The sequence below is a fragment of the Ligilactobacillus acidipiscis genome (genome assembly GCF_900116935.1).
Lineage (GTDB): Bacteria > Bacillota > Bacilli > Lactobacillales > Lactobacillaceae > Ligilactobacillus > Ligilactobacillus acidipiscis.
The window spans coordinates 675927-691546 of the sequence record NZ_LT630287.1 but is presented as its reverse complement, the minus strand read 5'-3'; the positions used below and the strand labels follow the sequence as shown (position 1 = coordinate 691546).

At 40.5% G+C, this 15620-nt stretch carries 10 protein-coding genes and 1 pseudogene; 3 read left to right on the top strand and 8 right to left on the bottom strand.

From position 1 onward, the window contains the following. Positions 1–83: 83 nt before the first annotated feature. Entirely contained in the window at positions 84–1394 is a 1311-nt protein-coding gene (locus BQ5903_RS03070) for an IS1380 family transposase (RefSeq protein ID WP_079578588.1), read from the top strand. A gap of 339 nt (positions 1395–1733) precedes the next feature. Here the strand turns inward: BQ5903_RS03070 and BQ5903_RS03065 are convergent, their stop codons facing one another. Beyond that, positions 1734–2954 (bottom strand): IS256 family transposase, encoded by a 1221-nt coding sequence (locus BQ5903_RS03065; protein WP_231920911.1) that lies wholly within the window; start codon positions 2952–2954, stop codon positions 1734–1736. Between the two features lie 456 nt (positions 2955–3410). On the opposite strand from BQ5903_RS03065, the pseudogene adhP reads away from it, so the two are divergent. Next, positions 3411–4376 (top strand): annotated as a pseudogene (gene adhP, locus BQ5903_RS03060) (alcohol dehydrogenase AdhP). A 158-nt stretch (positions 4377–4534) separates the two neighbouring features. On the opposite strand, the gene BQ5903_RS03055 reads toward adhP, so the two are convergent. The 4 genes from BQ5903_RS03055 to BQ5903_RS03040 form a co-directional block, all read right to left on the bottom strand. After that, positions 4535–5560, bottom strand: coding sequence for a M48 family metalloprotease (locus BQ5903_RS03055; RefSeq protein WP_010497420.1), 1026 nt, complete (start codon positions 5558–5560; stop codon positions 4535–4537). Positions 5561–5575: 15 nt separating this feature from the next. Further along, positions 5576–6133 (bottom strand): LemA family protein, encoded by a 558-nt coding sequence (locus BQ5903_RS03050; RefSeq protein WP_010497418.1) that lies wholly within the window; start codon positions 6131–6133, stop codon positions 5576–5578. A 570-nt stretch (positions 6134–6703) separates the two neighbouring features. After that, positions 6704–7861, bottom strand: coding sequence for an ArgE/DapE family deacylase (locus BQ5903_RS03045; RefSeq protein ID WP_010497414.1), 1158 nt, complete (start codon positions 7859–7861; stop codon positions 6704–6706). A gap of 12 nt (positions 7862–7873) precedes the next feature. After that, positions 7874–9382 carry a YfcC family protein gene (locus tag BQ5903_RS03040; RefSeq protein ID WP_079578806.1) on the bottom strand — a complete coding sequence of 503 codons (1509 nt, stop codon included), beginning with the start codon at positions 9380–9382 and terminating at the stop codon, positions 7874–7876. Positions 9383–9659: 277 nt separating this feature from the next. Between BQ5903_RS03040 and BQ5903_RS03035 the strand changes: the two genes are divergently transcribed. Continuing rightward, on the top strand, positions 9660–11396 hold the full coding sequence (locus BQ5903_RS03035; protein WP_056972372.1) for an N-6 DNA methylase: 1737 nt from the start codon (positions 9660–9662) through the stop codon (positions 11394–11396). A 252-nt stretch (positions 11397–11648) separates the two neighbouring features. On the opposite strand, the gene BQ5903_RS03030 is transcribed toward BQ5903_RS03035, so the two are convergent. From BQ5903_RS03030 to BQ5903_RS03020, 3 genes are all read right to left on the bottom strand, one after another. After that, a complete protein-coding gene (locus BQ5903_RS03030; RefSeq protein WP_079578804.1) occupies positions 11649–12653 on the bottom strand; it encodes a nuclease-related domain-containing protein in 1005 nt (334 codons plus the stop codon). Positions 12654–12767: 114 nt separating this feature from the next. Then, the gene (locus tag BQ5903_RS03025; protein WP_010497405.1) at positions 12768–13031 is read right to left on the bottom strand and encodes a hypothetical protein; all 264 of its coding nucleotides are present in this window, start codon (positions 13029–13031) and stop codon (positions 12768–12770) included. Positions 13032–13171: 140 nt separating this feature from the next. After that, entirely contained in the window at positions 13172–15568 is a 2397-nt protein-coding gene (locus tag BQ5903_RS03020; protein WP_079578802.1) for a phosphoketolase family protein, read from the bottom strand. Between the last annotated feature and the right edge of the window lie 52 nt (positions 15569–15620).

The following is a 15620-nucleotide window of genomic DNA, read 5'->3' as shown; positions in this document are numbered from 1 at the left end:
TTTCACCTGTTGGGTGTACAAAAAGAGCACATCCTGTGCTATTGTTAAGTCGTTGAAAACCACAAAGAACAGGAGTGCTCCTTATGTCAACTTTACATCATGAAAAACTTTTATTCAATGACCAGATCAACATTTCTAATGACGGTGGTGAGTTAGCGAACGATGCCGGAACTTTATTAATTGCTGAATTTCTGCACCAAATTCACTTTGACCAGCTCTTAGAAGATAACTTGCATTTTAAAGATGACCGTAAATATTGTACCTTTCCCTTGAACAATTTATTTAAGCAGTTGCTGTTGCAATTGCTGGCAGGATACTGCCAAGATCAGTCGGCTAATACCTTGTCACACGCCGTTGATTTTAAGCTGGTCTTGTCTCAAGCGGTCGCTTCCCAGCCGACACTTTCACGCTTTATCAATCACATTTCAGCGTCTGGGCTCTTTTCAGTCAAATCATTGCTCGGCTCGGTAGCTCACTTTGTTCTTGGGCAGCTAAATCAACATCAGCTGATCCTTGATCTAGATTCGACACATGCCGATACGTTTGGTGACCAAGAAAAGAGTGCTTATAACGGTCACTACCAGACCAACGGTTATCATCCTTTACTAGCCTTTGATGCTTTATCGGGCTGCTTGTTGAATGCTCAATTACGCCCCGGCAATCGCTATACTTCCCAAGGTGCGACTAAATTTTTATTACGGAGCTTACGGGCCTATGACGGATCTTCCCTGGATGTCTTAGTGCGAGGAGATTCTGGTTTCGCAGCTCCAGGGATCTACCATGCGTGTGATAAAAAGCAGGCTAAGTTCGTGATTCGTTTAAAAGCGAACTACCAGCTCCAAAGTCGGGCTGAAAACCTGATCCAAGTGGGTGACCAGGACTTCACCGAAGCTGAAGTCCAATGGCATGTCCTGCGAGACTATTGTCCTCAAAGTTGGTCACGACCTTATCGTGTGATTATTAAATCAACGCGGCCGGCGGGCAACTTTCTGTTTGACCATGAGTTTATCGTGACCAACTTGGAAGAATTAAGCGGTCCACAAGTCTTTGCCCTCTATCACCAACGCGGTTCCATGGAAGACTTGATCAAAGAAGTTAAACGTGGCTTTCACTTTGATAAAACGGACAGTTCTAGTTTTGAGGCCAATGAGTTCCGGATGCTGGTAGCTGGGGTCGCTTATAATATACTGCAAGCCATGAAGAACTTAGTTTTACCAACAAAGCTTAAACACGCTCAGGTCGGGACGATCCGTTTTAAATTACTCCATGTGGCAGCTAAGGTCACGCACCATGCGCGTCAAATCTGGGTCCATTTATCTCAGACCAATGTGTTCGATAAATTATTTTGGCAGACACTGTTCAAGATTCAAAATCTAAAAATATATCCGCTGTGAACTCACAAAATAAAAAATGTTTTTCTTAGGGAAAGGGTGAAGTCTGTCCTTTTTTAAACAGTCCGACAACAAAACTAACAAAAAGCTGCTTTTTTTACACACTAAAGTAACTTTGCACAAAGTTTTAACTGCAACGAAAAGTATGAATAATTCAGGATTTCTATATGGAAAACAATTCCAGATACTTTCAAGAATTTCAACAATCAAATATACAAATTACCAAATTCAATATATCATAGATATAATTGAACGTTTACAAATTAAACACTAAATACAACATTTTGGGAGTGTCAAGAAGTTTGTGTAAATGAAAATCCCTTCTCCTGGCAAAATAAAGTATTAATCGAAAAGTGATTCTAACGTGTCTTTGACTTGACCAAATCCGCGATGGCTACGATTGAAGTACTTTTCGTTATAGCTTATGACTTGAACTCCAATGAAATTGTCTAAAGATTTTTCGTTTGGAAATTGTTCCTTTGGTTTGGTCTTGCGTTTGATTCTTTTGTTCAGTGATTCTAAGATATTGGTTGAATAAATTGTTGGTCGAATGGCCGGGGGAAAACTCAGGAAAGCTAATAGTTCATTTTCAATGGATTTAAGTTGCTGGATCAGATTGGAATACGATTTCCCCCATGCACCATAAAAATCATTTAAGATCTTGTGTGCTGCAGTTACATCGGTCGCTGAATGCAACTCTTTAAAGTCATTTAAGATCGCCTCACGATCTTTTAAACGCACATGCGAACCAATATTGCGCATAACATGTACTAGGCATCTTTGAAATTTAGCTTTCGGGAAAGCGTGCAATAATGCTGGCTGCAGACCAACCATTCCATCTGCAATGATCAACTGGACTTGTTCTAATCCACGTTTTTTAAGATCTTCTGCCATTTCTGACCAAACTCCTGTATTTTCACTTGGAGCGATTCGATAATCAAGAACTTCTTTGATGCCGACAGATGTAATACCTAAAGCAATATAGACCGCTTCTCTTTGAACTGAATCGCGGCGCAAAGGTAAGTAAGTTGCATCTAAGAAAAGACAAACATAGTTTGCCTTAATAGTTCGTTGATGAAAAGCTTCAATCTGTTTTGTTACCTGAGCAGTGATATTAGAAACAGTACTAGGTGAATAATAAGAGCCATACATTTTTTCAATCAAATCTGCAATTTCACGGGTCGTAACGCCCTTGGAATAAAGCTGAATGATTGTTGTTTCTAAAGCGTCCTGACGACGAGAATAAGCTGGAAGCAGGTGGTTATGAAAATGGCCTTTACGGTCACGCGGCACAGCAATTTTCAACTTACCATATTCAGAGTCAATTAAACGATAATACTGGCCATTACGAGAATTGCCAGTATTAAAGCCACTGCGGTCATAAGGATCATAACCAAGTAAGGCAGTCAGTTCAGCTTGCAAGATGTGATTAATAGCCGTTTCGAGTTGTTGACGAAAAAGTTCTTTAACATCGCCATTTGACAATAGAGTTTTGGTTAGATTTTTGTAAACTGATCCATGGGGAATCCCTCCGTTTTGGTTTGATTTGGATGATTTAATCATACGGGGAAGGGATTCCCTTTTCAACAGGACTTTTATTCATTTACACAAACTATTTTATACTCTCACTCAATTTTATAAAACGGACAAAAACATCAGTCAAATATCTCTGAAATTCAAATTTTTAGAGCAACAAATACGCTTTATACCTTCAAATGTTTACCAAATAAATCAACCGTGTTTTCATGATACTGTTGCAAAACAATCATCTTAAAACAACATTCCAATTTATTCCCCATAAAAATGTCTCATCTTATTCATCTAGATTTTGACCAGCTATTTTAATTTAAAGCAAATATTGTGATAAATTTATTTAATTAAAAATGCCTATTATAAAGATAAAAACACAACATTATGGCAAATTAGATAATATTTGTTACTTTTTTGACTTGACTATCAACTGCTTTTTATCTATCATCTAAAGTGTTAAAACCGTTTTTAAAGAAAGAAGGATATACAATGAAAGCAGCCGTTGTTCGTGATAACTGTGATTTAAAGACGTCACTTTACGTTCTTTACATGAAGGTGAAGCTCTTGTAAAAATGGAGTATTGTGGTCTATGTCACACAGACCTGCATGTTGCCGCTGGAGATTTTGGTAAGGTTCCTGGACGGATCATCGGACATGAGGGAGTCGGGAAAGTCATCAAGACAGCTGGAGATGTAACTAACCTGAAAGTGGGAGACCGTGTTTCGATCGCCTGGTTCTATTCTGGCTGTGGCCACTGCGAATATTGCACAACTGGCCGAGAAACTCTATGTCGGAATGTTTTGAACTCTGGTTTTAACGTTGATGGTGCCATGGCAGAAGAATGTATTGTCCCTGACGATTATGCAGTGAAAGTACATGATGACCTTGATCCGATCGAAGCTACTTCTTTGACCTGTGCGGGCGTAACAGTTTATAAAGGACTTAAAACTGGCAACCTAAAACCGGGGCAATGGGTCGAATCAATACGCCCACAACGTTTTTGGGGCTCATGTCGCAGCTGTCGATATCAACGATGAAAAATTAGCTGCTGTTAAAGAATTAGGCGTTGATTTGACGATCAACTCTCAAAAAGAAGATGCTTCACAGCTTTTACAAGATAAAGTCGGTGGTGTGAATAGTGCCGTCATCACAGCTGTTAGCAAAGACTCCTTCACAGATGCCGTGAATGCTCTGCGCGCTGGCGGGACATTAGTAGCGATTGCCTTGCCTCAAGGTGATATGCAACTTAACATTTCTAAAACCGTTTTAGACGGGATCAATGTTGCCGGCTCGTTAGTCGGGACTCGCCAAGACTTGGCAGAGGCTTTCCAATTCGGAGCCGAGCGAAAAGTAAAGCCGATCGTGCATACGCGTAAACTGTCAGAAGTCAATGACATTATCGATGAAATGAAGAACAATGAGATCGTCGGACGGATGGTCGTTGATTTCACTTAAATTCAGCTTTTCCTTTAATATAATCTAAGCAGCAGAAACTTTTGCAGTGAAACAGCCATTAACTGCAAAAATTCCTGCTGTTTTTTTAGATCCAACTTAATAAAAAAACAGCGTTTAAACCAATAGATCTAGTTGGTTTAAAACGCTGCGCTTAATGCTCATTCAATCAGTTTTTTTAGCTGCTCGATCCGGTCATCCAACGGCGGATGGGTATCGAGTAAATTTGTCAAATTAAACTTACGCTTCTTTGGCTCTTCCAAATCATTGTCCTTCATTTCTTGCAGATCTTTTTTAGACAAAGGAGTTCGGAAACATAAAGTAGCCGCCTTGCTGGTAGCATACTCACTTGGCACTTGATCTCCCTTTAATTTGGTTAAAGCATCGATCAATCCTTGCGGATCCTGGGTCATATCTACCCCGGAAATATCGGCCAGACTCTCACGTTGCCGAGATAAGGCCAATTGCATCAGTGTGGCGATCGGGACACCGATCAATTGAATCAGCCACCCGCCGATCAGCATTACTAAACCGATCATTGCACTACTTTTGTCATCATCTTTTTTGCGATTGCTGCGGCCGCTATCACCAAACCACAAAGTGTCTTCACCAAGTTCAACCAAAAAATATCCTGCTCCAGCAATAAAGCTTGTCAAAGCAACAGTGATCGAACCTGAACGAATGTCATAATTCTTGATATGCGACATTTCATGGGCCAAGACACTTTTTAGTTCTTCACGATTCATCATTTCTAGCAAGCCAGTGTTAACACCAATGGCTGCGTGCTCTGGATCGCGTCCTGTCGCAAACGCATTTGCTTCTTGGTCCTCGACCAAATAAACCTCAGGCAACGGGATCTCAGCTGTGATCTGTAATTCATCGATCACATTAAGCAGCTGTTTTTCTGCTAACGAGGCGTTTTCCGGTTCCAACTTTCTGCCATTGACTGAACCCATAAAGACACTGGTCGTATTGTAGTAAATATATAAGGAATAACCTAGTGCCGCAACCAAAAAAGCTCCCGCAACGATCAAGGTGATCGTCCAGATTCCCCCAGCATCATCGGAGGTCATCCACCCTGCGAGATAGCCGATAAAAAGGCCGATCACAGTCACCAAAGAACTAAAACCGATCATGACGAAAGTTGAATTGCGTTTATTTTTCGCAATTTGTTCCTCAATGGTCATAACTCAGTCGCCGCCTTAAAATTTAACTTGTGGAGCTTCCCGCTGGGCCTCATCAGTAATAACTTCCAAGTTTGGCTTTGTGCTAAAATTGAACATCTTAGCCACTAAATTAGATGGGAAAGTAGTCACAGCATTGTTATAAAACAAAATGTGTTTGTTATACATCTGTCGAGCTGCAGCGACTTTATTTTCAATCGTTGTCAGCTGTTCTTGCAAGTTCAAGAAGTTGGTACTTGCCTTAAGGTCAGGATAATTTTCAGCTACAGCAAACAAATTACCCAAAGTATGCGACATCTGCTGATCGGCCTTTGAGCGCTCATTAACATCCAAGCTGGAATCAGCGACTTTACTACGCATCTCCGTCAACTTAGTAAATGTTTCTTGTTCATGCGTGGCATAGCCTTTAACTGTTTCCACAACATTGGGGATCAGATCAGCCCGATATTTCAATTGAATATCGATCTGCTTTTCTGCAGTATTGATACTGTTAGTAGCTCGTTGTAATTTATTATAACTTGACCATAAGTAGATCGCAATAATTGCTACGATCACAATAATAATGATCCAAACCATTTAAACTCATCCTTTCATGTACTTTACTATGCTCTAACTGAGATTATAACAAAAATGTCAGTCTAAAAGCCATCAACATGAACTTTAATTGTGAACAACTTCTTTTCAGCCATTCTTATTACTTTTTTATTTCTGGGAAAAGTGTTTTTTCTTTTGGACTTATTAGCACAAACGGGGGTTCTAATATCGTAAAGTTCACCTTAACAAGGCATTATGTTAAACTTTCTGTCGAAATCAACGAACTGCCAAGATATGTTGCAAATTTTTGTTTGGTTGCTAGTTGGAGAGAACTCTCGCTGACCTTTAGCCAATTTGCTTTAATTGGCTAGAACTTTCGCTGATTTTTAGCCGATTTACTTTAATTGGCTAGAACTCTCGTTGACTTTTAGCCAATTTGCTTTAATTGGCTAGAACTTTCGCTGACTTTTAGCCGATTTGCTTTAATTGGCTAATACTTTCGCTAACTTTTAGCCGATTTATTTTAATTGGCTAGAACTTTCGCTAACTTTTAGCCAATTTATTGACAAAAAAGAGCACCCCCTATTGATCGAGGTCACTCTTTCTTAGCACTTAACTTAAGTACTTCTTCGCGAATCTTTCATAGAACTCTGCTGCTGCCAAATATTCGTCAACGTCCACATACTCATCGATCTGATGAACAGAATCATTTCCTGGTCCTACCACGATCATCGTTGGTGCAGTCGGACTTTTGACAAAATTAGAGGCATCCGTTGCGCCTGGTTCTCCGACGATTTTGACCGAGTGACCTAAAATATCAGTCAGCATCGTTTTAGCCGTGGTAACATACTCACCTTGTAGGTCACCATCGACTGCCTCGCCTAAATAGTCATATTGCAGCTCAAATTTATGCTGCGGCATTTGGTTAACTTGCGCCACCACGTTCTCCAATATTCGTTGGATCTCAGCGACACTATACAAGGGATTGATCCGAATATTTCCACGAGCCGTGATTTTGCCGGGAATACTGTTGACCTGGTCTCCGCCCGAGATCATCGTAACGTTATGCACCACAGGTCCCAATGTTTCATGGATCTTTGGCAAATGGCGCAGCTTTTCATTGGCTAGTTGGATAAAGTCCAGCATGTTGTCTAAAGAATTGATCCCAGCACCGGCCTGCGAACTGATTTCAACTTTACCATAGGAGGTGATCGTATAATCGATGTCACCGTTGCTGGCATAGACTACATTCAGATTCGTCGTATCCTCACCGATCACCAAAACATCCAAGTCATTGACATAACCTTGTTCAGTTAATTTTTTTGAACCCCACATGCCGGTTTCTTCACCGACCGTCGCCAATAGCCGCAATTCACCTTTTAAGACAACATTTTCATCAAGCAAAGTTAAAAAAGTTCCGATCATTCCAGCAAGACCGCTCTTCATGTCAGTCGTTCCACGACCATACATTTTACTGTCATTGTCGTACAATTTGCCAGAAAATGGATCGTCTTTCCATGCTGAGCGGTCGCCTAAATTGACCACATCCATATGCCCAGAAAAGCCTAACGTAAATGAACCATTTTGCGGGCCGATCGAAATTACAACGCTTTGCCTATCTTCTTGATAAGGAACACGAGTAAAACGAACACGCTCGCCATAAGAAACAAATAACTTCTCCAAATAATCAACGACTTGTTTTTCATGATCATCGATCGTTTCAATTTTGATCAAGTCTTGCAAAAGTTTGATCTGTCTTTGTTTATCCATTTAATTATCTCCTTACAATACGGCCAAAATCACCAAATAAGTACAAGAGATCAGCAGTAACCCCAGCGCCATCTTCCAAGCCCATTTCCACCAAGTCGAAATATTGATATGTGCGATCTGCATCGCACCAACAACGACCGCTGACGTTGGTGTCAGCATGTTGATCAAACCAGAAGCGGCCTGATAAATGCTGACAACGATATTGGAATCAACTCCGGCAAAATGCCCCATTGGCCCGATGATCCCCATCGTAGCTGCTGCTAAACCGGAGGTCGACGGGATCAAGAAAGTCATTGGTAAATAGAAAACATAAGTTGCTAAAGTGTACATGATTTTGTTCGAACCTTGCAAGGCTAACTCGCCCCAATGTAAAACTGTATCTGTGATCATGCCGGCATCCATGACTACCTGAATTCCACGAGCTAATGCAACAACTATCGCAACGCTGGCAAAATCTTTGACTCCATCCATGAAATAATCAACAAATTTTTGTTCAGGTATGTGGTAAACAAACTTGATCAAGATCGACATCCCTAAAAACAACATCGTGATCTCGTTGAAATACCAGCTGCCAAACGCCACGGTATCTTTGCCAATTAAGGCACCTAAAAATGGTACATTTCTCAACCATTTTAAAAATGTCTCAAAAAATGTCCAGTTCGGGTTAATAGTCTGCCACGGCACCAAGCCAATGATCATAATGACAAATGTTAGTCCAAAGAGCCAAAGGACATGTTTTTGTCCCTTGCTCAACTTTGGTATATCTTCAATTTCTTCCTCATAGGATTGAAGCTCGCTAGCATCTTTATTTGCATATAGTAACGATTTCGTCGGATCATTTTCGATCTTAGCAGCATAATGATAAATGTACCAAATAGAAAAAACTAACGTAAGCGCTAGTAAAACTAAACGGGAGATCAAACCATCACCCATGGAAATGTGGAGCGTTTGTGAAGCAACACCTGTCGCAAACGGATTAACGGTCGAAGCTAAATTTCCGACCTGCGTCCCGACCAGCGGGATCGCCACAGCGACCAACGAATCCAGACCCATTGCTTGCATAATTGGGATCAACAAGGGGTAAAATGCCATCGTTTCTTCTGACATTCCAAAAGTAGACCCTCCCAATGCAAACAGCACTGTTAACAATGGGATCAACATTTTCTTTTGTTTGGAATATTTATGAACCAAAACCTTGATCCCGTCATTTAAAGCACCAGTTTGATTGACAACACCTAGGAATCCGCCAATAACAAGGATGAACAATGAGATCGATATCGCGCCAGTAGTCTTCGCATTACCGACCATTCCGATCACGGGAGCCATTAACACGTCCCATAATCCTTGCGGCTTGTTAGCTACAGAATGATAACTATGGCTAATAACATTTCCGGCTTGGTCAATATTGTATTTTCCAGCCGGAATGATCCAGGTTAAGATCTCAATTGCAACGATCAGTAAGAATAAGATCGAAAACGCAGACGGCATCGAAAATCGTCGTCTTTTATTTTTCTCTGACATAAAAAAGCCTCTTTTTTAATAACAAATTAACGTACTGTTGGATAACGACTCCCTAGTCATGAAATAAAGTAAGGGAAAGATCGTTACCTGTTTAACATAGCAAAAATATTGTCGCTTGTGGGTTAAATGAAGATTTTATTCTTATATACGATTATTTTTTTAGCCATCTCTCATAGAAAAATAATTTTGTATGCGAAACATAGTTCACTCCCCTATTTTCAAAAACCAACTACTTTCGTGGTAGAATAAATATAATTTTAAGTTGAGGAGATCAGTCATGAAACGAACCGTCAGCAATGCAACTTTAGCAAATTGGCAACGCTTGGGCAGTAACAACAAAAAATTGCTGCATCGTGCTAATAAAACAGATTCGCTGCGCAAAATTTTCCCAGACAAATACATAATTAATAAAGATAATAAAAAACAGATCCTAGATATTGCTGACTACATAGCCGAAAACAAGCTTGCCCCTACAAGATTCATTTGCCAGTTGGCAGTCCATGAAGTCACTTTTTCTGCCAACATTTGCCCAGCAAACAAAACACGTTTTTGCCAAGAAGCACTCGCGCTGGTACCCAATCTAGCACAATTGCCGGACTCAAAGTTATTCAAAGTTGATTTACAAGAACCTGACTTTCTGGGAGCACTCTACCAGACGTTGCAAGCAGAAGGTGCACGAAACAAAAACGGTCTGTACTATACTCCGGCTGATGTAGCTGATAAGTTGCTAGGCCAAATGTCGTTTTCTTCTGACCAAGACTTCTTTGATCCGGCAGTGGGAACGGGAATTTTTTTGATCGAACTAATTAAAAAATTTGCAATCCCAGTTGCTAATTTGCACGGCAGAGATATCGATCCCATTGCAGTCCTACTGGCAACGGCCAACATTTTGCTGCAAGCACCGGCAAACGACGATTCATACCCGGACATCAAAGTGGGTGATTATTTAAAAACACCTGTGGTCCAAAAGTACACCAATATCATAGGCAATCCGCCGTGGGGTGCGAAAAAAGTGACTGAAGCTGCTTTTAGTAAATTTAAAAAGGCTGATTCATTTGCCTATTTCATTGAAAAAAGTTTGCAAACCTTGAACATGAACGGCTCGTTAGCCTTCGTGTTGCCGGTCTCTATTTTAAATATAACTAGGCATCAACCGATCAGACAGCTGATCTTAACAAAAGGCTTGCTTAAATCTATTACCTACTTACCCAAGCTATTTCAGGGAGTTGTGTCGGATGTCGTGTTATTGGTGTTGAGAAAAGGCGAACCTGCCAATAATACCGTCACGTTTATTAATGGACCCCAGCAAATCGAACTAGCACAAGAAGCATTTAAGTCGCTGCCACACCAGAACTTGTTGCCAGTAAGGTCGTGTGATAGAAAAATCTTGCAAAACGTTTGGCATACTGCTCACGCTGATCTTTCAAACAGTATCTGGGGGCTAGGCATAGTGACCGGCAACAACCACGAATTTGTGTTACATGAAAAAACGCAAGGCACAGAACCACTGATCACTGGTAAAGAAGTTCAGCCGTTTGTGCTTCGCCAACCGCAAAGCTACTTAGAATTTCAGCCAGCAAAATTTCAACAAACAGCGGCCGAATCAATTTATCGTTCGCCAGAAAAACTGATTTACAAATTTATCAACAATCATCTCGTCTTCGCTTATGATAACCAGAAGCGTTTAACTTTGAACAGCGCCAATATTTTAGTACCCAAAGTCTCAACGCATAGCACCAAAACGGTCATGGCATTTTTGAATTCCCAGCTATTTCAATATCTAAACCAAATACTATTTGCAAGTCCCAAAGTGTTGCGGGGAAATTTGGAAGAACTGCCAATTGCGATACTTTCGGATAAAGAACGCAAAAGTTTGGAAAAATTAGTAACACGGCAATTAGCAGGTCAAGATTTAAGAAAAGAGATTAATAAATTTATTTTCGCCAAATACGGATTAACCCAATTCCAAATAGAGCGGGTCAAGCAAGTCCTAGCGGCAAACATTTTTGAATAAATAAAACATCCCTCAGGTGGCAAGCTTTTAAAGCTGACATCTGGGGGATAATTCTATTTTCAACTAATTTCGTTCTAATTGGCTAATTCTTCCACCGACTTCTAGCCGATTTGTCTCAATTGGCTAGAACTTTCGCTGACTTTTAGCCGATTGGAACTTAATTGGCTAGTACTTCCACTGACTTTTAGCCGATTTACCCTGAATTAGCTAATACTTCCACTAAGTTCTGTTTTATTTGAGCATTAAAAGAATTTACTTTTTATCATTTGTCTTCCAGTTACATCTTTTTTGCAGTGCTTTAAAATATTCTTGCTCATTTTCAAACCAATACTCAAATTTTGAGCCTAAATTACGATATCCTTTTTGACTGCCGTTAGGACCAACTAATTCAAAATGCTTTTTTAACTGATAACGAAGATAATATTCATTTCCGACTTCCCCCAAAAATTTCTTCAATTCTTTGCGCTCTAAATTACTGTTAGAAAACAGTACTCCGTAGTCACAAATCGTTTTGACATAAGCTAACTCTTTGCTTTGACAAAAGCCGCAGTGATCACAATACAAATAATAGCGATGGGAAGTCCAGGTAAATTTCTTACACTTCGGGCAACAAATTCCTAGCTGCAAAGTGCGCCCAACTTGACTACTGAAGTCATTGAGCGGGCAATATGGCGGAAGCAAAGAATCTGTTATTGCATCACGCCAAAGATCAGGACTAAGCTTGGGATACAGTTGCACTTCTTCTTTTAACTTCATTAACCAAGCGGCAACCTCTTCGACTCTTAACACTGTTTGTACTATTGGTTGTTTGATCTCGACTTTAACTGCAAGATCCATGAAGATCAACACACGCCGGATCTCCATGTGAAGTCTTTTTGCGCTAAAAATCTTCTGCAAAATATCAGAGGCGCGATCGATTTGCCGAAAGATATTGTTTATTAAAATCCTCTCACCACGATACCAACTATTATTTTGATAAGTATAACTTCCTCGGTAATTCTTGACATCTATCAAATAGGCAATATTACCGATGACTATCAACTTATCGACCTGAATGACTTCTTTGTTATACGCTAAATTCAAATTATTCAGCACTAATTCCGACTGATTGAAAAAAGTGTCAACAATTTTATCTAAGTTGCACTCGCCCAGATACCCCTGAACCAAACGCTGTAAGTTATTTTTTTCGTTTGCGTTCAATTGTGTTCTTTCTGCGAGGACTTGCAAATATTGATGTTCAAACGTTTGCTTTCTCATTTGACATGCCTCCCCTTTATAAATACGCAAAAAACACAAATTCGGAGCAAATTTTTGCCAAAAAATGTAAAAAAAATAGCCACTACCGTAATTTCGGCAATGACTGTTTTTACCTTAGCCTTGTTCGACAACATCGTTTTCAATATCTGCATACTTAATATTATTGATCCGGTACGCATCTTGAACCTTAATTTTTTCGATCGTATTTTCATCAGCCAGATCAAAGTAGCGAGCATCGCTGTGTTTAAGCATGCTTGTCGTCGGTTTTCCTTTGGCAGAGATCATTACAATGTGCCCCTTGCCAGCCTGCCCCTCAACAAATACTGCGTGAGCGTCATCATCAGCGATTTTTATGCTGATTTGTCGAAATTGCGCCATAAATAAGACTCTCCTTTTTCAAATTTATCCATTAAATTAGCATATTTTCCCGCTAAGTTAAAGTTTGTTTACCAAATTTTTGAAAAAGAAAGCATCCTGCCATTTGACAAGATGCTTTCAACCCTATTTAGAGGTCATTATTATTTTTTTAATGGTTCCCAGTTCCAATTTTCTACTTCTGGCAAATCAGTACCTTCATCACGAATGAATTGATTGTGTTTTGCAACCATGTCATCCATCCGGTTTGCGAAGTAAGCACCTTTTTGAGCATAGGCAGGAATTGCTTGAACTGCATCCTTAGCCAAATGGTAACGGTCCAATTCATTCAAGACACGCATATCAAATGGTGTTGTGATATCACCATTTTCACGGTAACCATGAATGTGAACGTTACGGTTATGCCGGTCAAAGAAGATGTCTTTGATCAAGTCTTCGTAGCCGTGGAATGCAAAGATCACTGGTTTATCCTTCGTGAAGTATTTGTCGAATTCTTCATCCGTTAAACCACGAGGATCGTTCTTAGGTGAACGTAACTTCAAGATGTCAACCACATTGATGAAGCGAATCTTCATTTCAGGGAATTCTTTGTTCAACAATGAAATTGCAGCCAAAGCTTCCAAGTTAGGTTCACTGCCGGCAGCGGCAAAGACTACGTCAGGTTCTGCGCCTTGATCAGTCGAAGCCCAATCAATATAGCCTAAGCCCTTGTCAACGATCTTCTTAGCTTCATCGATGCTGTACCACTGACGACGTGGATGCTTGGATGAAACGATCACGTTAATTTTTTCATAGTCGCGGAATGCCTTGTCACCAACAGCCAACAATTCGTTAGCGTCAGCTGGGATATATTCACGGATAAATTCAGGTTTCTTTTCAGCCAAATGTGTCAACAAACCTGGATCTTGATGAGTATAACCATTGTGATCTTGCTGGAAGACAGTCGAAGTGTCAACAATGTTCAGTGAAGGATATTGCTTTCTCCATGATTGTTCTTTAGCTTTACGCAACCACTTGAAGTGCTGAGTCAACATTGAATCAACGACACGACCAAATGATTCATAAGTTGCAAAGAAACCGTGACGTCCTGTCAAAACGTAACCTTCAAGCCAACCTTCAGCTTGGTGTTCTGACAATTGTGAATCGATGATACGACCAGAGTTGGCTAAGTTATGATCATTGCCTGGTTTGATATCTTCCATCCATTGACGTTTTTGTCCATCAAGGATAGCGTACAAACGGTTGGATTCACTTTCGTCAGGCCCAAAACCACGGAAGTTCGTTGGGTTCAATTCAGAAACCTTGTTCAACCATTTTGCCCATTCGATCATATCTTGATGTTGTTCAACCCCACGTTTGTCAAATTTAACGGCAAAGTCACGTACATCTGGGAATTTCAACGGCTTAGGATCAAGACCGCCGTTAGTGATCGGGTTAACTGACATCCGTTGGTCACCTTTAGGAGCGATAGTACGGATCTCATCTTTCAAAGTACCATTTTCGTCAAATAATTCTTCTGGCTTATATGACTTCAACCAGTCTATCAACATGTCTTTGTGTTCCATATGCTCTGCATCAACAGGGATCGGAACCTGATGGGCACGGAACGAGCCTTCGATCGGGTCACCGTCAAGATTGAACTTAGGACCAGTCCAGCCCTTAGGTGAACGGAAGATGATCATTGGCCAGTGAGGCAGATCAGCTTCCCCATCAGCTGCTTTGGCTGCTGAACGAGCTTTCTTTTGAATATCCTTGATCTCTTCGATCACTGTATCCAAAGTCTTAGAAAATTCTTCTGAAACCTGCATATGATCTGTGTCAGCATCTGCTTCAACAAAGTACGGCTTCCAACCCATTCCCTTGAAGTAGCTTATTAAATCTTCATCACTCATCCGTGAAAGGACAGTTGGGTTGGAGATCTTGAAACCATTCATGTTAATGATCGGCAATACAGCACCGTCTTTGACTGGGTTGATAAATTTATCAGAGAACCATGAAGCTGCCAATGGGCCAGTTTCTGATTCACCATCGCCGATTTCGACAGCGGCGATCACATCAGGGTTATCTAAGATCGCACCTGTACCGTGTGATAATGAGTAACCTAATTCCCCACCTTCATGGATGGAACCTGGTGTTTCAGGTGCGGCATGGGAAGCAACTCCTCCTGGGAATGAGAATTGTTTGAACAATTTCTTCATACCTTCTTCATCCTGCGAGATCTCAGGATAAATGTCAGAATAGCTGCCGTCCAAGTATGAGTTAGAAACCATAACTTGGCCGCCATGACCGGAACCTTCAATATAAAACATGTTCAAGTCATATTTGTTGATGACACGGTTCAATTGAGCATAGATAAAGTTCTGAGAAACAATTGTCCCCCAGTGGCCGATCGGCTTAACTTTAACATCAGATGCTGTCAAATCGCGCTTCAACAAAGGATTGTCACGCAAGAAAAGCTGACCTACAGAAATGTAGTTAGCTGCGCGCCAATATTTATCTAAAAGTTCTAAATATTCTTTTGAATCATAATTTACAGGCATAATTTAAGCACACTCCTTATATAAGTTGCTAAACCCTTGATTGCTATTTATC

Coding starts and splice junctions, on each gene's coding strand:
- BQ5903_RS03070 (WP_079578588.1), top strand. CDS start 84: ATGTCAACTTTACATCATGAAAAACTTTTATTCAATGACCAGATCAAC.
- BQ5903_RS03065 (WP_231920911.1), bottom strand. CDS start 2,954: ATGATTAAATCATCCAAATCAAACCAAAACGGAGGGATTCCCCATGGA.
- BQ5903_RS03055 (WP_010497420.1), bottom strand. CDS start 5,560: ATGACCATTGAGGAACAAATTGCGAAAAATAAACGCAATTCAACTTTC.
- BQ5903_RS03050 (WP_010497418.1), bottom strand. CDS start 6,133: ATGGTTTGGATCATTATTATTGTGATCGTAGCAATTATTGCGATCTAC.
- BQ5903_RS03045 (WP_010497414.1), bottom strand. CDS start 7,861: ATGGATAAACAAAGACAGATCAAACTTTTGCAAGACTTGATCAAAATT.
- BQ5903_RS03040 (WP_079578806.1), bottom strand. CDS start 9,382: ATGTCAGAGAAAAATAAAAGACGACGATTTTCGATGCCGTCTGCGTTT.
- BQ5903_RS03035 (WP_056972372.1), top strand. CDS start 9,660: ATGAAACGAACCGTCAGCAATGCAACTTTAGCAAATTGGCAACGCTTG.
- BQ5903_RS03030 (WP_079578804.1), bottom strand. CDS start 12,653: ATGAGAAAGCAAACGTTTGAACATCAATATTTGCAAGTCCTCGCAGAA.
- BQ5903_RS03025 (WP_010497405.1), bottom strand. CDS start 13,031: ATGGCGCAATTTCGACAAATCAGCATAAAAATCGCTGATGATGACGCT.
- BQ5903_RS03020 (WP_079578802.1), bottom strand. CDS start 15,568: ATGCCTGTAAATTATGATTCAAAAGAATATTTAGAACTTTTAGATAAA.